This is a genomic window from Paenibacillus sp. J31R34 (assembly GCF_059383715.1).
In genome coordinates this window covers 960,168-984,901 of the sequence record NZ_JBXENU010000001.1, presented here as the reverse complement: position 1 = coordinate 984,901, position 24,734 = coordinate 960,168, and the positions used below count along the sequence as shown (strand labels likewise).

Annotated in this window: 18 protein-coding genes and 2 pseudogenes; 15 read left to right on the top strand and 5 right to left on the bottom strand. The window is 40.4% G+C overall.

The features are described from left to right. Nucleotides 1-60 precede the first annotated feature (60 nt). From AC50YG_RS04205 to AC50YG_RS04195, 3 genes are all read left to right on the top strand, one after another. A complete protein-coding gene (locus AC50YG_RS04205) occupies nt 61-1,425 on the top strand; it encodes an MFS transporter (protein WP_494824895.1) in 1,365 nt (454 codons plus the stop codon). Between the two features lie 70 nt (nt 1,426-1,495). Continuing rightward, nucleotides 1,496-2,719: a macrolide family glycosyltransferase gene (locus tag AC50YG_RS04200; protein ID WP_494824894.1), complete on the top strand. Its 1,224-nt coding sequence runs from the start codon at nt 1,496-1,498 to the stop codon at nt 2,717-2,719. 713 nt (nt 2,720-3,432) lie between these two features. Further along, nucleotides 3,433-4,734: a D-alanyl-D-alanine carboxypeptidase family protein gene (locus tag AC50YG_RS04195; RefSeq protein WP_494824892.1), complete on the top strand. Its 1,302-nt coding sequence runs from the start codon at nt 3,433-3,435 to the stop codon at nt 4,732-4,734. A 372-nt stretch (nt 4,735-5,106) separates the two neighbouring features. Here AC50YG_RS04195 and AC50YG_RS04190 read toward each other — a convergent pair whose 3' ends face one another. Both AC50YG_RS04190 and AC50YG_RS04185 read right to left on the bottom strand, forming a co-directional pair. Further along, complete coding sequence (locus tag AC50YG_RS04190) at nt 5,107-5,865, bottom strand: rhodanese-like domain-containing protein (RefSeq protein WP_494824890.1); 759 nt, start codon at nt 5,863-5,865, stop codon at nt 5,107-5,109. A 13-nt stretch (nt 5,866-5,878) separates the two neighbouring features. Next, the gene (locus AC50YG_RS04185; RefSeq protein ID WP_494824889.1) at nt 5,879-7,693 is read right to left on the bottom strand and encodes an alpha-galactosidase; all 1,815 of its coding nucleotides are present in this window, start codon (nt 7,691-7,693) and stop codon (nt 5,879-5,881) included. Between the two features lie 124 nt (nt 7,694-7,817). On the opposite strand from AC50YG_RS04185, the gene AC50YG_RS04180 reads away from it, so the two are divergent. The 10 genes and pseudogenes from AC50YG_RS04180 to AC50YG_RS04135 form a co-directional block, all read left to right on the top strand. Next, nucleotides 7,818-8,642 carry an AraC family transcriptional regulator gene (locus tag AC50YG_RS04180; protein WP_494824887.1) on the top strand — a complete coding sequence of 275 codons (825 nt, stop codon included), beginning with the start codon at nt 7,818-7,820 and terminating at the stop codon, nt 8,640-8,642. An 800-nt stretch (nt 8,643-9,442) separates the two neighbouring features. Beyond that, on the top strand, nt 9,443-11,077 hold the full coding sequence (locus tag AC50YG_RS04175) for a response regulator (RefSeq protein WP_494824885.1): 1,635 nt from the start codon (nt 9,443-9,445) through the stop codon (nt 11,075-11,077). After that, the gene (locus AC50YG_RS04170) at nt 11,074-12,879 is read left to right on the top strand and encodes a histidine kinase (RefSeq protein WP_494824884.1); all 1,806 of its coding nucleotides are present in this window, start codon (nt 11,074-11,076) and stop codon (nt 12,877-12,879) included. Before AC50YG_RS04175 ends, AC50YG_RS04170 begins: the two co-directional genes overlap by 4 nt. Before the next feature lie 122 nt (nt 12,880-13,001). After that, nucleotides 13,002-14,387: an ABC transporter substrate-binding protein gene (locus tag AC50YG_RS04165; RefSeq protein WP_494824882.1), complete on the top strand. Its 1,386-nt coding sequence runs from the start codon at nt 13,002-13,004 to the stop codon at nt 14,385-14,387. Nucleotides 14,388-14,472: 85 nt separating this feature from the next. Beyond that, complete coding sequence (locus tag AC50YG_RS04160; RefSeq protein ID WP_494824880.1) at nt 14,473-15,402, top strand: carbohydrate ABC transporter permease; 930 nt, start codon at nt 14,473-14,475, stop codon at nt 15,400-15,402. Further along, a complete protein-coding gene (locus AC50YG_RS04155; protein WP_494824879.1) occupies nt 15,402-16,241 on the top strand; it encodes a carbohydrate ABC transporter permease in 840 nt (279 codons plus the stop codon). The genes AC50YG_RS04160 and AC50YG_RS04155 overlap by 1 nt, the downstream gene beginning before the upstream one ends. Before the next feature lie 62 nt (nt 16,242-16,303). Further along, on the top strand, nt 16,304-18,169 hold the full coding sequence (locus tag AC50YG_RS04150; protein WP_494825309.1) for a beta-L-arabinofuranosidase domain-containing protein: 1,866 nt from the start codon (nt 16,304-16,306) through the stop codon (nt 18,167-18,169). A 390-nt stretch (nt 18,170-18,559) separates the two neighbouring features. Beyond that, nucleotides 18,560-18,904 carry a hypothetical protein gene (locus AC50YG_RS04145; protein ID WP_494824877.1) on the top strand — a complete coding sequence of 115 codons (345 nt, stop codon included), beginning with the start codon at nt 18,560-18,562 and terminating at the stop codon, nt 18,902-18,904. Further along, a complete protein-coding gene (locus AC50YG_RS04140; RefSeq protein WP_494824876.1) occupies nt 18,901-19,917 on the top strand; it encodes a phosphotransferase enzyme family protein in 1,017 nt (338 codons plus the stop codon). The genes AC50YG_RS04145 and AC50YG_RS04140 overlap by 4 nt, the downstream gene beginning before the upstream one ends. A 447-nt stretch (nt 19,918-20,364) precedes the next feature. After that, a pseudogene (locus tag AC50YG_RS04135) lies at nt 20,365-20,487 on the top strand (response regulator transcription factor); the annotation flags it as partial. A 90-nt stretch (nt 20,488-20,577) separates the two neighbouring features. Here AC50YG_RS04135 and AC50YG_RS04130 read toward each other — a convergent pair. Further along, complete coding sequence (locus tag AC50YG_RS04130; protein WP_494824874.1) at nt 20,578-20,811, bottom strand: transposase; 234 nt, start codon at nt 20,809-20,811, stop codon at nt 20,578-20,580. 173 nt (nt 20,812-20,984) lie between these two features. Here AC50YG_RS04130 and AC50YG_RS04125 point away from each other — a divergent pair. Further along, nucleotides 20,985-21,688: pseudogene (locus AC50YG_RS04125) on the top strand (IS256 family transposase); the annotation flags it as partial. A gap of 207 nt (nt 21,689-21,895) precedes the next feature. On the opposite strand, the gene AC50YG_RS04120 reads toward AC50YG_RS04125, so the two are convergent. Beyond that, the gene (locus tag AC50YG_RS04120; RefSeq protein WP_494824872.1) at nt 21,896-22,891 is read right to left on the bottom strand and encodes an aldo/keto reductase; all 996 of its coding nucleotides are present in this window, start codon (nt 22,889-22,891) and stop codon (nt 21,896-21,898) included. Nucleotides 22,892-23,135: 244 nt separating this feature from the next. Between AC50YG_RS04120 and AC50YG_RS04115 the strand changes: the two genes are divergently transcribed. Beyond that, nucleotides 23,136-23,795 (top strand): TetR/AcrR family transcriptional regulator, encoded by a 660-nt coding sequence (locus AC50YG_RS04115; protein ID WP_494824870.1) that lies wholly within the window; start codon nt 23,136-23,138, stop codon nt 23,793-23,795. A gap of 261 nt (nt 23,796-24,056) precedes the next feature. On the opposite strand, the gene AC50YG_RS04110 is transcribed toward AC50YG_RS04115, so the two are convergent. After that, a complete protein-coding gene (locus AC50YG_RS04110; protein WP_494824868.1) occupies nt 24,057-24,674 on the bottom strand; it encodes a TetR/AcrR family transcriptional regulator in 618 nt (205 codons plus the stop codon). Nucleotides 24,675-24,734: the final 60 nt, after the last annotated feature.

The window sequence follows — 24,734 nt, the reverse complement described above, 5'->3', positions numbered from 1 at the left end:
ACAACCAACAATCAGATTGGGATTTTTGATGCTCAGTACAGGGCGCCTACAATTGGTATTATGCTGGTTCTGACAACCGTAGCTTTTGAAGGACTAGCTATCACGACTATTGCCGCGAAAATGGCACAAAGTTTAGAGGGCATTCATTTATACGGTTGGATCTTCAGCGCATTTTTGTTATCTCAGCTTATTGGAACCTTGGTTATGGGTCAGCAGGTTGACAAGCGCGGTGTTTTTACATCCATGCTGGTATCTTTTAGTGTTTTTGTGCTAGGAACTGTGGTCTCCGCTATTTCTTTCGATATGCACATACTTATTGCCGGAAGAGCCCTTCAAGGTTTTGGAGCGGGCGCCCTGATCACATGCGTTTATACCTGTGTGACATTGCATTATCCAGATGCACTTCGTACTCAAATCCTGGCCGCATTCTCTATGGCATTTGTACTGCCTTCCTTGATCGGGCCTTATGTAGCAGGCCTTATTGCTTCCTATATCTCGTGGCGATATGTTTTCTGGATCGTTCTACCTTTGATTGGATTGGCGCTCAGTCTTACATTCCGCTCTTTCCGTGATTTGCAGCTTCGGCAAGATCTGACAGGTCCAGCGCGAGCAACCGACTCGAAGATTATTTATGCGATTCTACTTGCCGTTGGAACGGGGCTGTTACTCACAGGACTTGGTATGATAACCGATTGGAAAGGCATAGTACTCACTTTGGGTGGATTAGTCGTCATGATCCCACCATTGCGTAAACTGCTGCCTGTGGGCACTTTTTCGGTAAAAAAAGGATTGCCTGCTACTTTGGTTTCCAGAGGGCTATATGTTGCTTGTTATTTTACAACGGAAAGTTTTGTGATCTTGGCACTAACCGAAGTGAAGGGGTTATCAGCTGACCTTGCTGGCCTTCTTGTAGCAGCAGGTTCTCTGAGCTGGTCCGCCGCAGCGTGGTTGCAAGCCAAGCTTGATGCACGAGATCAAGGTCTTGCCCGAAAGGGCAGAGTCATGACCGGCATTGGGATTATGATCGTTGGAACTGTACTCGTGATCCTGGCTCTTATTTTGACGGACGGTGGAATTATACTCATCCTTCTCTCGCAAATGATTACAGGGTTCGGTGTTGGATTGGCCAACCCTACTACTGCAGCCATTGCTTTACAACATGCCATGCCCAGGAAAGAGGGAGAAATGTCCGCGAATCTGCAATTTGTGGATTCCTTCTATATGGGAGTAAGCATTGGAGTTGGTGGCGCTCTGATTGCCTTGTCCGAAACTTTACAATGGGGCATATCGACAGGCGTTTTGATCGTGTTAACACTGCAATTACTATTAGTCTTATTAAGTTTCTTGGCAGCACTACGAATTAACAAACTCGTTCATCAAGAACATCATCCGATCAGCCAGGTGAAGGACAACATTTCCATGTAACGGATGACGGCCGCGTCGTTAAATACATCACGAAGAACGGGGGGACAAATTGCATTGGGAGGTAGATAAGATGGCACGTGTATTAGTAGTCATTACTCCAGCTGAAGGACATGTGAATCCGTCGTTAGGATTAGTTACTCAGTTGACGAACAATGGTGAGGAAGTCATCTATGTATGCACGGAGGAGTATCGTTCCCGAATTGAACAAACCGGTGCCCAGATACTTACCTATCCATTTCCACAAGATGCCTTCTCTCATGATCCGGTGTTGAAACCCCAGGAGTACAGGCATTCTTATCAGTTCATTCATATGATGGTAAGCGGTATCATTCGGAGGATCATCCCCAATGTGCTGCGAGTAATAGAGAATCAAAAGTTTGACTATATAATCTTTGATTCCCTGATGGGATGGGGAGGGACTATTCTTTCAGAAAAACTGGGAATTCCCGCGGTGTGTTCGATTGCCTCCTTTGCTTTTGTAGAGCCTCTTGGGTCTGGATCAGACCTTAATGAGACGGAGACGAAGGAGCTTTATGAGACTACGATGAAGATAACAACTGAGTTATCCGAAGAGTTTCAAGTGAGTATTCCAGCCATGGAAGAGATTCCTGCACATGCAGGTCAGTTAAAGCTCGTGTACACCAGCCGTTATTTTCAGCCGCAGGCAGAAAAGCTGGATGATCGTTTTATTTTCACTGGTCCTTCGATCATAACACGTCAAGATGCTCCGGCCTTCTCGTTCGAGCTGCTTCGTGAACGGTACCCTCAAACCGTGTACATTGCCATGGGTACGATTTTAAATAAGAACTTGGATTTCTATCAGCTTTGCTTTGAAGCATTAGGGGATCTACCCGTGAATGTTGTTCTATCTTCAGGGAAATACACGGATATGGAGCCGCTGAAGGAACAAATTCCTCCTAATTTTATCGTCAAGCCATACATTGCACAGTTGGACATGCTGCAGCATACAGATGTTTTTATTACACATGCTGGAATGAACAGCACGAGTGAGGCGCTATATTACAACGTTCCGATGGTGATGATCCCATTAACGTCAGATCAGCCTCTTGTTGCAAATCGGGTACAGGAGTTGGGCGCGGGTATTACTTTGAATAAACATAACCTCAGTGCAACTGATTTGAGAGAGGCGTTAACAGAAGTCCTACACAATTCACTTTATAAACGGCAGGCTTACCTCATCGGTGAATCTTTACGCCAGGCTGGCGGTTACAAGCGGGCCGCCGAAATGATCATGAGTCATATGGGTTCAGCCCGAGGAAGTTACACAGTTTAGTGGTGTTCCATTCAAAGTCGCTTACAAAGCGGCTTTTTTTGTTTTTAGGAACCAAGTTCTTGTCCAAAGCCAAGGACAAGAACTTGGTTCCTTAGCCGAGAAAGACAAGAACATTGTGCCATTGTCGAATAGATGCTGATGTAAAGGGATTTGCACGTTTTAGCCCAAGCCTTAAAAGCATGCAAACAAACCATTAAAAAAAGATTGTTTTAGTATTAAAAGTGAGACAACGACTTTATGGAAGGGTCATCCTTAAGAGGATGGCAGCGTATCTGAGCTAACGTTAACAGCTCCGCTGAATTTTAGGTCCATGGAGAAAGGGCTTACAACCGAGAGAAAGTGGGACCAATTTGTTTATGGTGATCATCCGCTTCCGCGACAATACGCAAAATCATATGAGAAGCCTAATGTTAGGAAAAAGGCAAGGAATAAACTGATGCCAACATAGATTGAAATTTTCACATAAAGATTGCTTTTCCCAAAAAATCTCGAATGGTATACTTTCATAATGGGTTATCCCTCCAACGTTTTCCAACGGTCATTCAAGAATTTCTTAAGACAAGAAAAAAATTAAGGTTGACATTAAATCATTCAGTTCTATAATTTGGTGAGGTGAGTTCTATTGAACTTTTGGTTGATGGAGAACATAAAGAAAGCTTAAAGGGACATATCGATTTGGAACGTCCAATGATCAGAAATGAGGATAGAGAACATTGATTTTTAGAATATTCAAACCATTAATTACAGTAATCGTCGTTTGTATACTGGCAATATATGTGTTACCGCACTCCGTTTCAGCCACGAACCAAGGAACACTTAACTCATCAGGGATGTCTGACATACCGACTGTGGAATCATTGCATCTTAATGTTAAATCTGCCATTCTCATTGAACAAACTACAGGAGATGTGCTATTGTCCATCAATGCCGATCAGGGCTTTGCGCCGGCAAGTATGGTCAAAATGATGACAGAGTACATTGTTGCCAAAAAAGTTAGAACAGGAGAACTATCCTGGGATGACATCGTCACAGTCAGCGATCATGCATCTAAAAGCATAGGCACCCGTGCATTTCTTGCAGAAGGAGATCAGCATACGGTAAAAGAACTGTACACCGCAATGGCAGTGGGATCCGCGAATGATGCTGCGATTGCTCTTTCTGAGCATGTATCGGGTACAGAACAGAACTTTGTAACACTTATGAATGAGGAAGCCAAACGCATGGAACTGACTAAAACCCATTTTATCAATGCTACCGGACTGAGCCGCGCCGACATGCCAGAAGGCTTTCGCCCTGATGAAATGGGAGAAACGCTGATGTCAGCAAAAGACGCGGCCACATTGGCGAAAAACCTTATTCAAGATGAACCAGATTATGCTGATGTCACAGCCATTCCTTTTTACAAAATGCGTAACTCCGATAAAGATCCAATTCTTAATTCAAACCGGATGCTAGAGACTAACAAAGCTATTCCGAGTTATGCTTATAAGGGCTTGGATGGGCTTAAGACAGGATATACCGAAAGCGCAGGCTATTGCTTTACCGGAACTGCAGAGCGCAATGGTATGCGTTTAATCAGTGTTGTCATGGGGACTCCATCGATGGGGAGCCGCTTCGAAGAGACGGCAAAGGTATTAGATTATGGGTTCAATCACTTTACAATGAATCAAGTCATTCCTGCTGGGAGTTTAGTCACTGGGATGGAAACATCTCCTGTCAAGGGCGGGAAAGAAAAAAATGTTCAGATAGTAACAAAAGATGATGTTTATTTTATTCTCCCGAAATCAGATGTATCTACACAACCTATTGCTACAGTCAATTTAGTTCCAGATGGGCTCGCTGCCCCTGTGGTAGCTGGTACAAAAGCTGGAACGGCGACATTTACTTACACAGTCAAAGGGCAAAGCGTCGTACAATTAAGAACGGTTGATTTAATCACTGAGCGAACAGTAGAGAAAGAAAACTGGTTTATGTTACTTCTTCGCTCAATTGGTGGTTTCTTTAGTGCTGATTAGCAGTGTCAAGATGCTTTGAAAGATTATGAATTGGAGAAAGAATAAGCTTTTTTTAGAATGAAGATTTTTTCTTCGAGTAAAAGGGATGTAAGTTTGACCGCTTTTACATTTAAGTATATATGTTCTTGTCCTCCGACAAAAAAAGAAAGAAATATATGTGGTACGACACAAATCTACCTAAATAAATTCGTCCAAAACAGCATACTTTCGATACTAATTAAGCATACTTGTGTCGCATCAGCGCGACACAAGTATGCTTAATTAATTTTCGTGCGACACAACATTACTTGATTAACCCACAGAGTAAAGATATGCGGAGAAAATAGGGTATTAACCTAAAGAAGTGTAAAATTTTTAAAGGAGGTTCCTAAGCTAACTTAAACGATACGGATACTGCTCTATACCTGGAATCGTGTAGACTCTGCGATAGCCTGTATTTATAAGGACTTGTGCCGCTAAAGAACTCTTATATCCCCTTTGACAGTAAAGGATTAATGGAGTATCCTTTTGCGCGCATACCGAGAACGGGTTATTTGTTAGATCAAGTAACGGAATACAAATGCTTTCCCGAATATGCCCTGTTTGATAATCATCATTAGTCCGCACATCTATTAGCATTGCAGTAGGATCATTTAACATCAGCTTCCATGCTTCATCGGGGGCTAGATGTTTACTTCGAAATACTCTGCCCCCAGTCTGAGGAATACGCTGCTCCCTATCAAGCATTCTTGCAACAACTTCTTCGGCTTCCGCATGAGTTAAGCCGCCAGCAACGTCGAATAGATTAGGGTCACGCCCGGACATTATACCTTTCACATAAATCTGTGCGATATGCATGACGCAGGTACGGCAGGAATATAAGTCCCTAAGATTTTCTGCCGCCGACCATTCGTACTCATCTTTTTCTCCGAATTCTGTTAAAAGCACCTCATGAATGATTCTTGCAGCGGAGCGGCGCTCAATGGGGTTGCTTATGTTTGTTAGATCGTAGTCCTCCATTACTCCCTTATGCAACGCGTAATCCATATACCCTGATGACCAACTGCCGCGCGTCGGCTCTATATGGCCTTTACTGCTTCTAATGACCATGGTCACAAACTGTTCAGTAGTAATATGATCTCCTGTTTCCATTCCTTTTCTCCTATTAAATGTGAGTAACTCTTAGGGTAATATTGTCATAGGCGTCAATGCCTGTAACAGAGAAGGTTCTTGAAGGGTTTGTTGTAACCGCACCTGTCCATAAATCCTTTAGGGAATAGCTTGCTGCATGTTTGAATTTTTCAGCATCAATCATTTTATGCCCAAGATAATCGATAATGCGGCTTACATCAACGGAATGCTCCGTCGTATCTCTTGAGTCGCTGAGATTGATAAAGGATATGGCAATATCTCCGTTCGCAAGAGGCTTTACCAGAATATCAACTCGGTTGTTATTGGCTATATAGGCCGTATCGGGATTGGCATTATCGATAGAGCAGTAAATTCTTTTGGCCTGGATACCGAGGGGATCCTGATTCAATGCGATGACCTCTTTGTTCGCAATAATTCTCCATAGCTCGTTACTCTTTGCAACCCGTCTTAAATCCATTCCAAGCATAATCGGAGAATTCATCATGCACCACATCGTCATATGCGTTTTACTCATGGTAGTTGTGATCCCGTTCATACCGATGACTAGCATATCGGGATCATTCCACCCCTTGTCAAGTCCAGCAAACTCATCCATAATAACCGCCTTACTATATTGCGAGGTTATACTTGCCGTATGGTTTGAACTCCATTCGGCGGAGCCCGGATTGCCATCGGAGCCGACACTGAAGGTTATATCATTAAGAATACGCCAGGAGTCTCCAACCTTATATCCCCAGTTTTGCGGCTGCGTTTTACCCCATTCACAAATTGAGAATACAATATCATGGTTAGGGTCAGCCATGTTCAAGCCCTCGAGCAAAACCGCATAGGAATTAAGTGTATTTTCCTGCCTTCTGTGGTTCATTAGACGTATGATGTTTTCTCCCTCATTCAAGAACACCGTTATTTCTTCCGAATTGGCAAAGTCAGTCGTACTTTCGGTAAGAGGAAGCATTTGATCAAAATATCGTGTTTCATTCTCTGCGCTTCCTACTGCTAGCTGAAGCCAGCGTCCCGTGCCATCCTGTTCGCCGATTGCGTAATTTACGGTTATGGCGTATTTTCCGCCAGCCGGTGCGTTCACCGTAAACGCAAGCTCGCTCCAGCGGTCGCCCACAGGTGTTGTACCTACGTTTGTTCCGTCAAATGTACCGATATGGGTCACATAGTCGCCGCTATTTTTTGATGCACCCTGGCCTAGGAGCACACCGTCCTTAACCGCATTTAAAGTGATATTCAGTTCTTCGCCCGCAACCGTTATGCTTCTGATATTCGGGGCATAGGAATATTTGGAATTTGTTGAGTCTGAGAACGTGGCATTGTCCCAAAGGTAGTAGCAGTTATCAACCTTGATAAAGTCAACCCCCCAGTCTATATACGACCTCGTGTCGACATCCTCAAATCCGCAAGTGCCTACCGCAGAGCCTGCGCAAAGATGGGTGCCTATATCATTGTACATGCCGAATTTAAGTCCCTTGCCGCGGATGTAGTCGGATAACGCCTTAAAGCCGCTTGGAAATTTAATCGTTTCGTTTGAAAGCAATCCGTTGACGCGTTCGGACTTATAGCAGCCGTCATCGAGCACGACATACTTGTATCCCAGATCCGCAAGTCCCAAATCAACCATGGCGTCTGCCATTGCCTTCGTGAGCGCCTCATTGTTCTTGCTGCCAAATGCATTCCAACTGTTCCAGCCCATGGCGGGGAGGCGGCCCTGCTTTTTATTCAGAAGCACCTTCCCGTTCGAGAAAGCCGGAAACATATAGTCGTGATCCGTGATCTCGTCCGGCGCTGTCCTTGATGTAACTCTAGCCGTTACTTTGTCCATAAAAAATCCTCCTCGTAAGTCGCATTTTCATTGTTATGATAGGACAAATAAAGGTGTTGATAAATAGGTTTTTATCGAGTGATTATGGGGAAATGTGATATATTAATTGCGGGAGCTGATTTCAATGAAACTCTATTATACGAAAAGCCCTTTAATCTCATCCGATGTTTATCCCATGCAATATGGTGAACAGCAGTGCGATCGCGGATATTCCTTTGGACCTGCAGTGCGAAACTTCTATCTCATCCATTACATTTACAGCGGGAAAGGCGAATTGCATATTAATAAAAAAGCTTATAAAGTACACGCAGGCCAGTTTTTCCTGATCTATCCGAAACAAACGGCATATTATAAGGCGGATAACAATGATCCTTGGCTTTATCGTTGGATTGAGTTTGACGGCAGCTTCTCGGAGGAGATTATGTCTGTGACAGGCTTCTCACACGATAACCACGTTATAAATGATGATAACGGCGTCGGAATCGCGCTGAAGAATATAATAGATTTAGGCTGGACTGACTTTGAAACGATCATGAGCCATTTTTGGCCGTTTATCGCGGCGCTGACGAAGGGTAAATTATTGAAGAAAGATGAGAATACCGCAGAAACATATGTTTCTTATGCTAAAAACTATATTAAAAGCAACGTTCACAAACGGACATCCGTTTCTGAAATTGCACATTTTCTAAACATAGACCGCAGCCATCTGGCGCGTATCTTCAAAAGCATTTGCGGCATAAGCACACAGCAGTTTATCATTTCTCTCAAAATGGAGATGGCCTCACAATCACTCAAAAAAAGCAGTATGACCATTAAAGAAGTAGCCAATAGTGTCGGATATGACAATCAGATGGAATTTTCGAAGCTGTTTAAAAAACACTTTAATATGACCCCCACACAGTGGAGAGAACAGGATTTCTTTCGACAGTCCATAAAAAACTATGAATAAAAGTAAGTATCCATAAGTGATTAGAAGGTATTCATCTATAAAGAAAGCACAACGATACGGATTGTCGAGAACGAGAAAAAAGCAAACAAGAAGGGGGACTGACTCCTGTTTGTGAGACAGAGATTAAAACACCTTTCGAGTTCTAAGCAGCCAGTTGCCGGAATGGACAAGAACATATATGCATAAGAGACCGCGTAAATCGCGGTTTTTATGTTTTAAGGATATAAGTTCTTGTCCATACTCCAAGACAAGAACTTATATCCTTAACCGATATGGGACAAGAACTCATATCCTTAGCCGTATTATATATCAGAAAATCGTATAGTTGAATCTAATCGCCAATTCTAACGGGAAAAATCATACGAATCGAATCACTTACAAGCTTTTTTGCTACAGCATGGTATCAGGAAAGATCGTTCTCGAGTTTCCTGATAGTCGATAACTTTTCTGCATCAGAATGCTTATAAAACGGCATAAAAATGCCCCCTTTACAGTTGGGATGACATTATTACAGAAGAACAACAAGTCAAATAATTAAGTTGACTTCATCTCTCTCTCTATAATCCACACATCGTTTATTCGCAGTAAGAAGAAAAGAGAGAACAGATTACGAACTCCTTAGTCGACTGACTCAATAGTATAAGGTGCCGATATACGTATTAATGCCTTTCAGTCATTTGATTAATTGAAATAACCAATGATTAGCCACCTAATCTAATAATAGAAACCTATCACGATGTTATATGATGGTATCATACTTAATTAACGTAGTTTTGTTGACTCAGGAAGGATGAGATGAAATGACTCGTGTACTGGTCGTCGATGATGAGCCTCGCCAAAGAAAAATTCTATCCAATGTCATTCGTGAATACCGCCAGAATTATGAAGTACTCGAAGCCAAAAATGGTGAAGAAGCATTGGCGCTCTGTAGAGAACGCACAATGGATTTAGTGTTTAGCGATATCCGTATGCCTAAAATGGATGGACTAAGCTTGATTGAGCAATTGTGCGAAATGAATCGACAATCGCGAATTGTTGTTGTCAGTGGTTACAGTGACTTTAATTATGCTCGAAAAGCATTGGATTTACGAGTATACAGCTATCTTTTAAAACCGATAGAAAGAAGCGTAATATGGGAGATTATTACACAAATTGAGGAGGAAATTGAAAAAACGAAGAACAACGAAATTGAGATAAACGAAATGGCGGAGCAACTCAATTTAATTCTGCCTTTCTACCGAGATCATTTGATGAGTAAATGGATTAAAGGAGAATGTTCAAAAACCGAATTAGCCGAAGTGGAGGAATCGATTGGATTTCGTGGAAGAGGTTGCCTCGTTCTAACCCGCTTGACAAGTCAAACAAGGGTAAACAACGATTCGTTCAACACGAATGAAGACATGGAGGAGATCAGAACGAATATTAAAGTGTGGATTAGTGAGATTCTTTACCCTTATGGGCATCTTACTACTTTTTCTTGGAAATACAATACGAACTGTATTGTTAGTTTGCTGAATTGCTCAGCTATTCAGGAGGACACATTTGAAAAAATGATAATTGAAATGCAAACACTAACCAACAGTCTTCTCCATGAATATGGAATTTCACTCTCAACAGGGGTGGGAGCGGTTCAGGAAGATATCATTTCATTCGTCCAGCAAGCATTTACAACAGCGGAGGCCGCTTTGAGTTGTCAATTCTATATGAATAGTGGTCGGGTCAGTAGTTATTCAAACATTCGACATCTTTATCAAGAGCAATTGAAGATAAGCTTTCCGTACGAAGAAGATCTTAAACAATTTGTTCAAGGTCATAAACCGTTTAGCTTCGACAGACTAGAACATGGATTGAAGATACTATTAGATAATCGCTACCCTGAACCTGAGTCGGTATTGGAAAATATAAGTAGTTTAATGAAAAGAATTCATCACAGTATCAAGCATATAATCTCTGATGAAACAGATGGTCATCTCATTCAAAAAATAAAAAGATTATTCGATCCGTATTATTGTACAAGCCTAGAGCAATTAAAAAAGCAATGGTTCGAGTTACTAGAGGAGATGGCTGATGCCGTTCAGATCCAAAAAGTACACAAAAACAGCATAGTGATGGAACGATGTTTACAATACATTCACAATAATTATGGTGAAGATCTTAATTTGGAAGTTTTGGCTCAGAAATATTATTTTAATCCCTCATACTTTAGCACATTGTTCAAAAAATATACAGGAACGCATTTTACGGGGTACTTAACATCGCTTCGCCTTGAAATCGCTCACAAAAGGTTGCTGGAATCGGATAAGAAGATTTATGAGGTTGCGCAAGAAGTGGGATATAAGGATGTAAAGTATTTCAATAAAATTTTCAAGAAGCATTTCGGGCTTACTCCGGATGAATGTCGGACATTTAATACAGGATGTGACACAACACGATGATAAATAATGTTTATCTTCTGTTTGCAAGAATTAAGCTTCGTACTAAATTATTCCTTATGTTCTTTGTACTTCTTATGATTACACTGGTTTTGTCAAGCTATGGATATTACCAATATAGTATGGATAATGCCGTCAGTCAGCACAGTCGGGATTCATATCAAAGTATTAGGCAAAGTACATCGCTTCTTGATCAAAAACTGTTGAAAGTTGTAGAAAACAGCGAACTAATGATCAAAGATAAGGAAATATACCACATTTTTGAGCAAATCAATCCTCAGGTACCATATGAGTTAATGAAATATGATCGAGAATTAAATAGAATCATTGCTAAATATTCTAGCTATAACGAGCTAGTTTATTCACAGACGCTGGTTACTAGCTATTATTCGTTTGGCGAAGGATTTATCCCGTATGAAAACTTTCAGACCTCTAAGCTTTACAAGGACATAAGCGAAGGAGGAGGGAAACTTGTGTGGGAACCGACTTATGATTTTCTTAAAATGTACGGACAGGAAGACCTGGCCAACTACAATACTGATGATTTTCGATATCTATTCTCATGCGGAAGAATTCTAAATCTGTTTGATAATTCAATGGGAGTCAACTCTTATCTTCCAGAGGATAAGGAGCGTCCCATTCTTCTAATAAATTTCAGGGAAGATTTTTTGAAGGAATTTTTTAACAGTATTCAAGGTGATGACAATCTGATGCTGTTTATGGTTGCACCAAATGGGAGTCTTGTATCATCAAACAGTGAAAAGTCCAGAGAGCTTGCTTTACAATCTGATTGGCTGCAAAATTTATTGGTCGCTCAATCAGGAACAATGAAAATACATGAACTGAATGAGTTGATGATTGTTAGTTATGACACTTCACAAATTACCGGATGGACGCTGGTCTCCGCCATTCCGATTAAGGAATTGACCCCAGAGCTATCCAAAAATATTATCATTACCGTAAGCAAATTAAGTGCAATCGTAATGACTGTTTCGCTTATTCTTGCTTATCTGATTTCTATGGTGATTACTAAGCCCCTGATCCAGTTGCTTACAGCTATAAAAACAACGGGCCGAGGTAACTTTGCTAAAAAAATTCCGGTTCGGGGCTATGGAGAGTGGGACAGGCTAATTCGACAGTTTAATGAGATGAACGATAAAATCCAACAATTAATTCATGAAAATTATGAAGTGAAACTTCTCGAAAAGCAGTCCCAAATCAATTTACTGAATACGCAATTGAACCCACACTTCTTGTACAACACCCTTAATTTGGTCAGTTGTATTGCGATCGAAAAGCGAAACTTTGAGATCAGTAAGATTGTAACTTCCTTATCCCGAATGCTGCACTATACTGTCGAAAACAATAACCCAGTGGGGCAACTCAGGGAGGAGCTCGCATGGTTGGAAGGCTACATTTATATTATGTGCTGTCGATTTGAAGGAAGGTTTGATTATGGTTGTTATGTTGAGCCGTCTTTATTAGATGGGGACGTACCAAGGTTATTTTTACAGCCATTTGTGGAGAACGCTTGTATTCATGCCTTTGAAGAAATGGAACAAGGGTGTGTGCTTCGTATTTCGGGTTGGATGGAAGACGAGCGCCGTTATTTTTCGGTGCGGGATAATGGCAAGGGTATGAGTCAAGATCGAATAGAGGAAGTAATGAGTGGGAGAAGCTCTTCTGTAGGGATACGAAATGTGCATAATCGACTCAAGCTAATGTACGGGGAAGAATACGGAATCACTATTCAAACCAATTCCGGAAATGGAACAACCATTGTCATTTGCTTGCCAGGGCAATAGTTTTATTTTTTGATGTTCCAATGAAAGTCCTCACTTTCCAATAAGAATCGAATTTGAAACGATAATGGGCTGTGACATACTAGTGGAGCACCAAACATCTAGATTAAAAGGGAGGCAATGCAATGAAACAATTTAAGAAAGCGATTACATTCATGCTGTTTGTGACAATTCTTATGGTTTCGGCAGGCTGTGGTTCAGCGAATAATGCTGGTAACAGCAACAAGGTGATGCAGGAGCAAGAAAACAAGTCAAATCAGAACATTAAATTGAGATTTACTTACTGGGGGTCGACGTACGAGAAGGAAGTTATTACCAAGGCAATTGACAAATTTGAGAAGGATACAGGAATTGATGTAGAACCGATGCTCATACCTTCAGAGTACGAAACGAAGTTAACTACGATGATTGCATCGAATGATGCTCCTGATGTCGGTTATCTGGGTCCGCATACAGCATACAGATGGTACGAAGATGGAGAACTGGTCAATATCAAAGAATTGTTCCAATCAGAGACTGGAACGAAGGAAGATGAATTTGTGGACGGTGTCATCGCAAGGAAAGGTGATGCGATTGTCGGATTGATGAATAATCTGGAATCATTTGCAATTTTCTACAACAAAGATGTATTTGCTGAAGCAGGAGTTGAAACTCCTCCGACCAAACCTGAGAATGCTTGGACTTGGGATGAATTTGTAGAAGTCGGAAAGAAGCTTACCTTCGATAATACAGGCCGAAATGCGCTGGATCCAGATTTTGATGCTAAGAACATTAAACAATACGGGTTTAACATGAGTATTTGGTCTGGCACTTTGGAAGCGCTCTTATTGCGGAATGGTACACAGTATTATCCTAATAAGGACAACGATACAGGTATTAACACACCTGCCTTTAACGAAGTATTGCAAAAAATAGCAGACCTAATTAATGTTCATCATGTTATGCCAAGTCCGATTACCGCCAAAAGTATGCCGGCGCCTGCAGTTGCACTCCAATCTAAGCGTTATGCAATGGTACTAGATGGAAACTGGGTCACTAACGATTTTGCCAAATCGGACAGTTTGAATTACGGTATTGGTGTAATTCCAAAAATGACTGGAACTACCGCAGTGTATAGTGGTGCACTTGGCGTCGTATTCAAAGCATCACAACATCCAAATGAAGCCTGGATGTTGCTAAAGTATATTACAAATCCGGAAAGCTCCTTGGAATTGTTCAAAGACGGACTTTGGATGCCTAACCGCAAAGATTATTATACAGATGAAAGTAAAATAGATATGTGGGCGTCTTTAAGCCGTGCAAGAGTTGAAGGTTACAAAGATGTTCTGGTTGACCCTATTGTCAAAGACAGCCAGGTGACTTCAGAAGTTTATGTGAAAAACTTTGGGAAAATCAACGATATTATGTTGCCTGCTCTTGACCAAGCTTGGTTCGGCAAAAAAAGTGTCGATGAGGTTTTGACAGAGATTATGCCGAAATTAGAACCGCTGCTGCAAGGAAGTATTCAGTAAACCCATAGACAACGGGCGGTACAACTTGATACGTCCGTTGTTTTCTTAACTAAACACCAAATTTTACAAGAGGCGATGATACAGCATGATTGTAAGCCAAGAAGCTATACCAACAGGATTACGAGGACGACGAAAAATAAAAAAAGAAACGCTTTATGGTTATGGTATGGCCGCTCCGGCTCTCATTGGTTTTTTGATATTTACATTGGGTCCTTTAGTAGTAAGTTTGTTTTTGAGTTTTACAGACTATTCGATTACCAACCAATTTAGTTTCATCGGAATTGAAAATTACAGAACCCTATTCTCAGGTGAAGATGGTTTTTTTTACAAGTCATTAATTGTTACTCTGTATTATGTAGCGCTGTCCGTTCCCTTTAGTTTGTTGGCGGCCTTTTCCATGGCACTTCTATTAAAGAACAATGTAAGGGGCAAGACGGTATTTCGTGCTATTTTTTATGTACCATCTATTGTGCCGATTGTAGCTACTTCAACTATTTTTATATGGCTACTAAACCCGGACGTTGGCCTTTTTAATCAAATATTGAAATTTCTGCATCTCCCGACCAGCATGTGGATTTACGATGAGGCGACGGTCATCCCAACAATGGCTTTCATGAACATATGGTCTGTAGGAGGTACGATGCTAATTTTCCTCGCCGGCCTTGAATCTATTCCTGAGCATTATTATGAAGCGGTCGATATCGATGGCGGGGGGGTGTGGCACAAGTTAATGGCTATTACATTACCTATGATGACACCAACTATTTTTTTTAATTTGATTATTGGAATAATCAATGGGTTTCAATCTTTCTCAGAAGCATATATCATGACGAGCGGTGGTCCTAACAATGCTTCGCTATTTTACGTCGTATATCTGTATCGAGAAGCCTTTACGAATCAAAGAATGGGAGCAGCGAGCGCTATTGCCTGGATTCTCTTTGCAATTATCCTTATTCTTTCAATAATTGTATTCAAGTCGTCTAAATCTTGGGTCTATTACGAGGGTGAAAAATAATGGCTAACAAAAAACAACGCAGCTTCAAATCTTTGATTTTATATCTTATCCTTGTCTTGGGTTCAGTCGTATTCATTTTACCTATATTATGGATGCTAAGAAGTGCTATTATGGACTCATCGCAAATTTTTATTGTGCCACCTATTTGGATACCTAATCCCATCCAATTGAGTAATTTTCAGGTGGCGCTTGAAACAGTCCCATTTTTAAAATATCTTATGAATACGCTATTTATTGTTGTTTGCAATGTGACGGGTGCAGTGTTGACAAGTGCGATATGTGCCTATAGCTTCTCGAGATTGCGGTGGCGAGGAAGAGATTTTTTGTTTGGTTTACTAATGACAGGTATGATGCTTCCTTATGCTGTTACGCTAATTCCTACTTTTTTGGGCTGGCGAGAAGTGGTAGAGCCAAATAGTTATTTGCCTTTGATTTTGCCAGCGTGGTTTGGTGGCGGAGTATTTAACATTTTCCTGATTCGACAGTTTATGAATACTATTCCTAGATCGTTAGACGAAGCTGCTCTTGTGGATGGAGCCAACTATTTTTATATTTTTTCAAGGGTTATTTTGCCGTTGTCTAAGTCAGCTTTAATAGTAGTTTCTTTATTCCAATTTCTAGGCGTTTGGAATGATTTTCTTGGACCACTTATCTATTTAAATAAAGAATCAAAGTTTACTCTTGCGTTAGGCTTACAGCAGTTCATGAGTTACTATACGGCTCAGTGGGAGCTTCTTATGGCTGCTTCTACAATGGTACTCATTCCACCGGTGTTATTGTTTGTGTTAGGACAAAAGTATTTTGTGAAAGGAATTGCAGTATCAGGTATAAAAGGTTGAATTCTAATCTTTAAATTTATATTTAATGTGAAAAATAGGAGTAGGAGTGATATTCGTTGCAAATGTTGCAAGGTTACCAAACTGTTGTTGTCCATGATCATGAATTAAAGCGCAGAGAAGAAGCCAATAGGGCGTATTTAATGAAGCTGAATTCAGAAAATTTATTACTCAACTACAAGCTTGAGGCAGGTAGATATTCAGGTCGAGATCTTCCACCAGGAGCGCATGGAGGTTGGGAAACTCCGGTCTGCCAGATTCGAGGCCATTTCCTTGGGCACTGGTTGTCGGCTGCCGCCATTCATTGTTTTGATACTGAGGACAGCGAGTTGAAGCTAAAAGCAGAAGCCATCATAGACGAATTGGCGGAGTGTCAGAAAGACAACGGAGGAAAATGGGTTGGTCCCATTCCAGAGAAATATTTGAACTGGATTGCAAATGGTAAGGATATTTGGGCACCGCAGTACAATCTTCACAAAATATTAATGGGACTTGTTGATTCGTATCGTTACTTAGGTAGTCAAAAAGCGTTAACAGTGGTGGACCAATTTGCGGATTGGTTTGTAGAATGGAGCGGCAGCTTTTCGAGGGAGAAATTTGACGATATTCTGGATGTCGAGACTGGCGGGATGCTTGAGGTATGGGCGGATCTGCTGAATATTACAGGGAAGGACAAATATAACAAACTTCTAGAGCGATACTACCGTAGCAGACTATTCCTGCCGCTATTGGAAGGTAAAGACCCCCTTACAAATATGCATGCCAATACAACTATACCTGAGGTGCTTGGCTGCGCAAGAGCTTATGAGGTAACTGGCGAGGAGCGGTGGCTTCATATAGTCCAAGCCTATTGGAATTGCGCAGTAATCGAGAGAGGATTCCTTGCAACTGGAGGACAAACCGCAGGCGAGGTGTGGATGCCCAAGATGAAGATGAAGGCTCGTCTTGGTGATAAGAATCAGGAACATTGCACAGTATATAACATGATTAGATTAGCAGATTTCCTATTCCGGCACACTGGTGATCCCTCCTATGCGCAATATATTGAATACAATTTATATAATGGAATTATGGCGCAAGCCTATTACCGTGAATATTCATTGAATGGCAAAAAGTCCAACCATCCTAGTCACGGACTTCTAACGTATTTTCTCCCTATGAAAGCTGGGTTACGTAAGGAGTGGAGTTCGGAGACAGATAGCTTTTTTTGCTGTCATGGAACGATGGTACAAGCGAATGCGGCTTGGAATCGGGGCATATATTATCAAGATGGTGATTCCATCTATATATGTCAATATTTCAACTCCGAGGTGACATTTCAGAATAAGGAAGCTGAGGTTCGGATCATTCAGATTCAAGATCCAATGAGCGGAAGCATGCTAAATTCTTCTAATACAGCAGGATATCAATCGATTAACGAAGTGACTGCTCAGCATGAAAATATACCATCATACCGCAAATATGATTTTATTATACGTACATCGTTGTCAACTGAATTCACAATTTGTTTCCGTATTCCGGAATGGAAAATGTCTGACGTTGTTGTTTATGTCAATGATGTATGTCAAGGCAAGACAGCAGACAGCAGCCAATTTTTCAACATCTGTCGAATATGGAAAGACGGTGACAAAGTAAGCATAATTCTGCCGATTGGGTTGCGATTTATAACGCTTCCGGACGATGTGAACATTGGTGCTTTTCGATATGGTCCAGATGTCTTGGCGGGACTATGTGATGAAGAAAGGATAATATTTGCAGAGAATGAGGATTTCACATCCGAAATCGAGATGGAAAACGAGCGCGAATGGGGCAGTTGGAGATATTTCTTCAAAACGATGAATCAGGATCCAGGTATTGAGTTTAGGCGCATTCGGGATATTGGATATGATCCTTATCAAATTTACTTTAAGGTGAGAAATCGAAGTCTTTAGTGTGTGCGCTTGCTGCTCTGGATTATAGACAATATACGGTGTGGAAAATTGTACTCCTCGTGGCCTCCCTATTTCTAAGATTCTCAGAGTATAATGGAGCGGATGAAGTGCAGGCTATTGAAGAGATTATGAACAATCAACAATACAAGCTAAACTAACAGAAATCGCCGCTAGCCTGAGCCAGCGGCGACTTCTGTTGTTTCCCAGCAGAGGGAGCCCCAAATGGTGTCTAATCTTTACAGGACAGAGTGCAGAATAGAGTGCTATTCCTAAAAGTTGATAATAAAAAACCAACCAAAGTTCTGCCCTTTTCAGAATTTAACAAAAATGTTGCAGTTAGCAAGATCAAACATTCCCATTTAGAAGTGAAAAGGATGGGGGATATCTTTAATGATTTGGAAAGACCATATCGCTGCTTCTGCAATAGCAATTTGCGTAATGAAACTTAATAAGATTATACATGAATGGTATTCTGGTTTTCATCATTTCCATAAAAGTGCTAGGAAGGTTGATGAATCTTCTCAATTTAATGTTTATTCAGCAAGGGTTACGTATGTTGGGTTGGGCTTGCCGCTGCTAGGCTTTAAACCAACACTGGATGTGCTTCTGAGAGAGGGCGCTGCTGGACAATTGCCTGGAAAGCTGTCACCAGGAGTCAGGTGGTCGCCGAAATTTTCGATTGGAAAAAATTATGCAACTACTAAAATTATGAATGAGAGAAGGTATAGAAGATGATACGAGAAATTAAAGAGCAATTCATTGAAGAGATCCTTACCGAAGCAATAAAACGATATGACATTAATAATGACACCATTCGTTTTTTGGGCGGTTATGAAAGCTTTGTTTATGAATACCAGAAAAACAATGCATTTTTCATATTAAAAATCTCACACACAATTAGAAGATCAAAAAATAATATACGGGGTGAAATTGAATTTTTAAATTTTCTGTCGAATAAAGGACTGGCAGTTTCAAATGCTGTTCCATCGACCAGGGGTAATATGGTTGAAGAAATTGCTGCAGAAAATGGTTCGTTCCTAGCCATTTCATACGAAATGTCTCTTGGAAAAGAAGTGTCGGATGAAAATTGGAATGAATCGCTTTACGAAAAATGGGGCGAATTTCTTGGGAAAATCCATCATGCCACAAAGGGTTATGAATGGAGTAATCCGGCGTTTAAACGACAAGCCTGGGACCAAGAAGTTCAATTAAAGGCGGAGAAATACCTGCGACCTGAAGATGTAATGATTTCAATTCTAAAAGAAAGATTAACAAAACTTACTTCTCTGCCTAAGTCCAACGATACATACGGTTTGACTCATACTGATTTTCATCAAAGTAATTTTTATCTGCATAACGGAGACATTTATTTGTTCGATTTTGATGATTGCGGTTATACGTATTTCGTAAATGATATTGGGATTACATTGTATTATGCACTTTCTTATCCGTTTAAGGAATTTGAAAATAAAGCGGAATATTATAAATTGTTTTTCCGCCATTTTATGAAAGGATATCTGAAGGAAAATACAATCCAAGAAGAAGAAATAGAATATTTACAAGATTCTATTAAACTTCGTCATGCATTGCTGTATATTTATTTTCATCAAGCAAACGATGTGTCAAATTTGGATGAAGAATCAATGAACTGGTTAAAAGAGCTTCAACGAGTAGCCGCTTCTGATGACCCTATGCTGCCGATTGATTTTGTTCAAGAATTTAAAAGCATTTATAATAGTATCCATTAACCTGGGAGCAGCGTATTTTACTAAAGTAGGGGCTGACTCAACACAGCCGGCTCATAGGGGGACGGCTATGTGTTTTTTTAACTTATATTTTTTTCGATAAAAAATGTCAAAGGACAAGAACATATATACATTAGAAACCGCGTAAATCGCGGTTTTTTTGTTTTAAGAATATAAGTTCTTGTCCAAACTCGAGGACAAGAACTTATATCCTTAGCCGAATTAAATATCAGAAAATCAATTTATTGAATTTTATTAGCCAAATTTAATGGACAAATTTGTACAAATTACTTACAAACATTTTAGCTGCGACATTGAATCCGAAATGATGGTTCTCGAATCTTTGAATTATCAATAACTTTTCTGAATTAGTGTGTTATTAAACTGCATAAAAAATGCCCCTTACAGTAACAGGTTTTGTTTCTACCTGTCTAAAGTATCAGGAGCATATCATTAATGATATCCGAGCATACGGTAAAAAATCATTTAAAAAACATTTTGCATAAGCTTCAGTTGGATAATCGAGTGCAATTAGCAAGATATGCATATGAACATGGCTTGCATCAGTTATAGAAAAAACAGCCTGATACGTGCTTCTTGCGATTTGCAGGACGTTACACATTGCTGATACCGAGTATTTATCACGGTTTTTCTGGATGATAGCTACTTTCGTCCCATGATCAGCGCCGCTTGCTTTAAAATATCGTTTTCCATTTTAAGGCGTTGAACTTCTTTGCGTAAAGTAAGTAACTCCTTTTCTTCTGGCGAGCGATTGTCCTTCTCTGAGAAAGAGCCTGTTGCTTGGCCTTGTTTAATCCAGCGATCCAAAGCCGATCCGGTGAGACCATATTCCTCCACCAAATCTGCTCTGGATTTTCCGTTTTCATATAATAGCACGATTTATTTCTTGAACTCTGCTGTAAACGTACGTCGTTAATTCGGCATTGTAGAAATCCGCTCCTTAGTATGATAGGTCTATTCTACAAGCCCTCATTTTTATTGTCCAACTAAGTGTAGACGATCCAAAATAGGGAAGACCCCTTCCTGTAGAATTGAGTTACCACACAACAATTTACAGAAAAGAGGACTTCCCCAAGAAACATTTTACTACAGATTTAGTCCAAGCTCTAGTCGAGAAACAGGATGTGACAGAGGTCTTCCGTCAACACTTAGAGTTGCCTATGAACAAGCTACTTGAGACTGAATTAACGGTATTTCTAGCCTACGAAAAATATGAGCGATTAGGTGTGAACTCTGGAAATTCACGTAATGGAGGGTACACTCGTACACTCCACACAGAGTACAGAGATTTGTTGCTTACCATTCCTAGAGATCGCAATGGGGAGTTGCTCCTTACTAACGTTCTAATGACACGCTCGAATCCTTCGTCATTCATCTCTCAGATCTCATCGAGAAAATGTACGGTCATCACTACACACCTCAGACGGTATCCAATATGACCAAAATGATGGTAGAACAAGTGGACGCATTTGCTAAACGCCCTTTAGCCAAGCGCTATGTCTGTGTCTATATTGACGCCACCTATATCGCCGTTAAACGTGAGACAGTCTCCAAGGGAGCTGTTTATCTTGATGTAGGTATTCGTGAATATGGATCTAAAGAAGTTTTAGCATACGCAATCGCTCCAACAGAGTCTGCTTACGTGTGGAATGAGCTGCTCCAAGATGTTAAATCACGTGGGACAGAGGAAGTTCTTCTCTTTATCTCTGACGGTTTAACAGGCATTGTAGACACAATTGGGCAAGTCTATCCGATTCATTTCGAAGTGATTTTAGCAGCAGTACTTTTCAACGCAGATTAATGAAAAGTATCTAATGCATAAAATGGAAATTATAGGATTATTCAACATAGCGATTTAGAATTTTAAGTGGTCAAATAATAAAGCAGTTGACAATGAATAAATTCTAGTCAGCTGCTTTATTATTTTATACTTAAATTTAGTATTCTATAAACAAAATTATCAATCTCTTGTGAAAATCTCCATCATTGCGGCAGGGTACCGACTACCGGCTGAACCATGTGGGAGGAATTCTTTAATACGTTGAAGATCAGCCTCTGTAAGATTGACGTTAGCAGCAGCAACGTTTTGCTCAACCCGCTTAGCACTTCGTGTACCCGGAATCGGGACGATATCTTCTCCCTGGGCGAGAAGCCAAGCAAGTGCCAATTCGGCTACAGAAATACCTTTGTTAGAAGCCAGTTCATTAAGTTGTTCTGTTGCTCGTAGATTATAGATATAGTTTTCACCTTGCCAACGCTCGTCGTGACGACGCATATCATCTTCGGCGTACTCTTGAGCCGGTTTAACAGCACCTGTTAGGAACCCTCTGCCTAAAGGAGAGTAAGGCACTAAACCTATACCCAGTTCATTCAAAGTCGTGCGTATATCGTTGTCCTCAATCTCACGCTCGAATATGGAGTATTCGGTCTGAAGCATAGAAACCGGGGTAACCGCATGAGCTTTACGAATAGTTTTTGAACCCGTGTTACTCAAACCGAAATATTTAACTTTGCCTTCTTGAATAAGCTCTCCAACGACTCCAGCTACTTCCTCGATAGGAACATCGGGATCTGGGATATGCTGATAGAAAACATCAATGTAATCCGTTTGCAGATAGCGAAGGCTGTTTTCTGCTACCTTACGAATATTTTCTGGACGGCTATTAAAACGTGATCCGAGTGGTTCGGCTGACATGTCAAATCCAAATTTGGTAGCTAGTACTACCTTGTCACGAAAATCCTTTACAGCTTTACCCAGCAACTGTTCATTGTGACCAGTTCCATATCCATATAATTCTGCTGTATCAAAGAAATTAACTCCAAGCTCATAAGCTCGACGAATCGTTGCTATTGCTTCATCTTCATTGGAAGGACCGTATGCCATTGACATCCCCATAGTACCCAAACCAATAGAAGAGACTTTTAAACCTTGTTGACCAAGACTTCGAGTTTGCATTTTTGTTCCTCCTTAAATAGTGAAAATTAGATTGTTATCACCTAAGTGTTTAAGGCCTAGTTAAAAAGTATCCTATCTTAGTTCGTTCAATATGAATTTTCATCTCTGTTATTCATAGGAACAAAAAACATAATATCATGAGAGATGAATAAAGTAAACAAAAAAAATACAAATTGTCTATTTAGTGTGATCTGTTTAAAATGATGATTATGAGATATAATATAAGGTATTAGGGGGCGCTTAGATGGAACGGCAGAATGAAAAACAACATAATATGAGGATAACTCTTACTAGCAGATTGTTAACGTACGTTAAAAAAAATGGATTTCAAAGTCTAAAAATGGATGAAATCGCAAAAATCATGGATATAAGTAGGGCCACTTTATATAAATATTTCTCTACCAAAGAAGATATCATAACGTTTATTGTGAGTATTTGTGTAGAATATATCCACGAAATTATTGAAGATTCTGACTCTGACCAAGTAATTGTTCAGCGATTTCAGCAAACATTTGAACAAACAATCTTATTAAAAGAGTTCTTCACAGACATTTTCCTAAGGGATCTTGAAAGTAGTTATCCTGAGAATTATGAGCGATTAGAAGTAGCTATGAAGCAACGAGAAGATCAGGAATTGGCTTTTTATGATGAAGGAATAAAAGAGGGTTATTTCAATAAGATTGATGGTAGGCTTATCGTTATGCAAGATGAGATTCTAAGTAATGTTTTAGATGTAAAGTACTTGATGGAGAACCATTTGACCGTGTATCAAGTGCTATTTGACTATTACAATTTAAAGAAATTCCAGTTGTTTAAACCTGATAAAATTATAATGATAGATGATAACTTGATGATTCCTAGAATTGAATATATGGCACAAAAAATCTCAAAAAACTTATATTAAACTTAGCAATTTAGAATAATTTGGGCAGCATATGACGGATTTCCATGATACATTAGAAGCATAGAAAAAGGCGCGAATGAAACGCACGGCGGAACACGACCAGGGCTTTCCTCTTCTCGCCTTTTCTTCTATTACGTGAATAAGTTGATTAGATCAATAATCAGTTTCATTTCTTTTAAACAAAGTACATTTAAGACTGGAACGTAAAACAGACGAATACGAGGGACTCTCATTATAGGAGATCACTCGTATTCGTCTGTTTTAGCGAGCATACTTATTTATTATCATATGTGCAGCCTCGTCCGCTATTTGAAAAGCCTGCTCTCGGGAGATACTGAAATCAAGCAGCAACATTTTGGGCCATAGCACCTGTCCGGCAATTACACTCATAAATTCGTTAGCCGTTTTTGCCGCATCCGGCAGGTTTATATTACCCAATTGAACTTCATCACATAAATATTGCGTCAATTTCTGATGAACAGCACCTTCACCCAATTCATAATGAAAAAGACTGAGCTCGGGGAACTGCTTGGCCTCTGCAATGACGACCCGAAATAAAGGAGCCATTCCATCACGAGTCAGCACGCATGCGTAATCTCGTCCGAACTTTATTAATCCTTGCAAGGGAGAGCCTAGTACCGGTGGAAAGTCCCATTCGGGATCAAGTTCCCAAAAATGCTTGACGATGGTTTCGAAGATCAATTCCTTGGTCGGGAAATGATTGAACAATGTTCCTGTAGAGAGACCAGCAAGTTTTGCAATCTGAGCTAACGTGGTGCGCGCATAACCTTTTTCAAAAAACAGTTCTTCTGCAGCGGCAATAGCACATGCCCTTTTTTCTCCCTTTATACGTTCATGGTACGTTGATTTTGTTCCCATATTTCCACTCCAAAGTTGGATTTAAGTCTTATCAGAGGGGGTAGTACCCTCTCATGTACT

Coding starts and splice junctions, on each gene's coding strand:
- AC50YG_RS04185 (WP_494824889.1), bottom strand. CDS start 7,693: ATGGACAAAGTAACGGCTAGAGTTACATCAAGGACAGCGCCGGACGAG.
- AC50YG_RS04140 (WP_494824876.1), top strand. CDS start 18,901: ATGATACGAGAAATTAAAGAGCAATTCATTGAAGAGATCCTTACCGAA.
- AC50YG_RS04165 (WP_494824882.1), top strand. CDS start 13,002: ATGAAACAATTTAAGAAAGCGATTACATTCATGCTGTTTGTGACAATT.
- AC50YG_RS04110 (WP_494824868.1), bottom strand. CDS start 24,674: ATGGGAACAAAATCAACGTACCATGAACGTATAAAGGGAGAAAAAAGG.
- AC50YG_RS04115 (WP_494824870.1), top strand. CDS start 23,136: ATGGAACGGCAGAATGAAAAACAACATAATATGAGGATAACTCTTACT.
- AC50YG_RS04160 (WP_494824880.1), top strand. CDS start 14,473: ATGATTGTAAGCCAAGAAGCTATACCAACAGGATTACGAGGACGACGA.
- AC50YG_RS04180 (WP_494824887.1), top strand. CDS start 7,818: ATGAAACTCTATTATACGAAAAGCCCTTTAATCTCATCCGATGTTTAT.
- AC50YG_RS04190 (WP_494824890.1), bottom strand. CDS start 5,865: ATGGAAACAGGAGATCATATTACTACTGAACAGTTTGTGACCATGGTC.
- AC50YG_RS04120 (WP_494824872.1), bottom strand. CDS start 22,891: ATGCAAACTCGAAGTCTTGGTCAACAAGGTTTAAAAGTCTCTTCTATT.
- AC50YG_RS04145 (WP_494824877.1), top strand. CDS start 18,560: ATGATTTGGAAAGACCATATCGCTGCTTCTGCAATAGCAATTTGCGTA.
- AC50YG_RS04155 (WP_494824879.1), top strand. CDS start 15,402: ATGGCTAACAAAAAACAACGCAGCTTCAAATCTTTGATTTTATATCTT.
- AC50YG_RS04200 (WP_494824894.1), top strand. CDS start 1,496: ATGGCACGTGTATTAGTAGTCATTACTCCAGCTGAAGGACATGTGAAT.
- AC50YG_RS04150 (WP_494825309.1), top strand. CDS start 16,304: ATGTTGCAAGGTTACCAAACTGTTGTTGTCCATGATCATGAATTAAAG.
- AC50YG_RS04175 (WP_494824885.1), top strand. CDS start 9,443: ATGACTCGTGTACTGGTCGTCGATGATGAGCCTCGCCAAAGAAAAATT.
- AC50YG_RS04170 (WP_494824884.1), top strand. CDS start 11,074: ATGATAAATAATGTTTATCTTCTGTTTGCAAGAATTAAGCTTCGTACT.
- AC50YG_RS04205 (WP_494824895.1), top strand. CDS start 61: ATGCTGGTTCTGACAACCGTAGCTTTTGAAGGACTAGCTATCACGACT.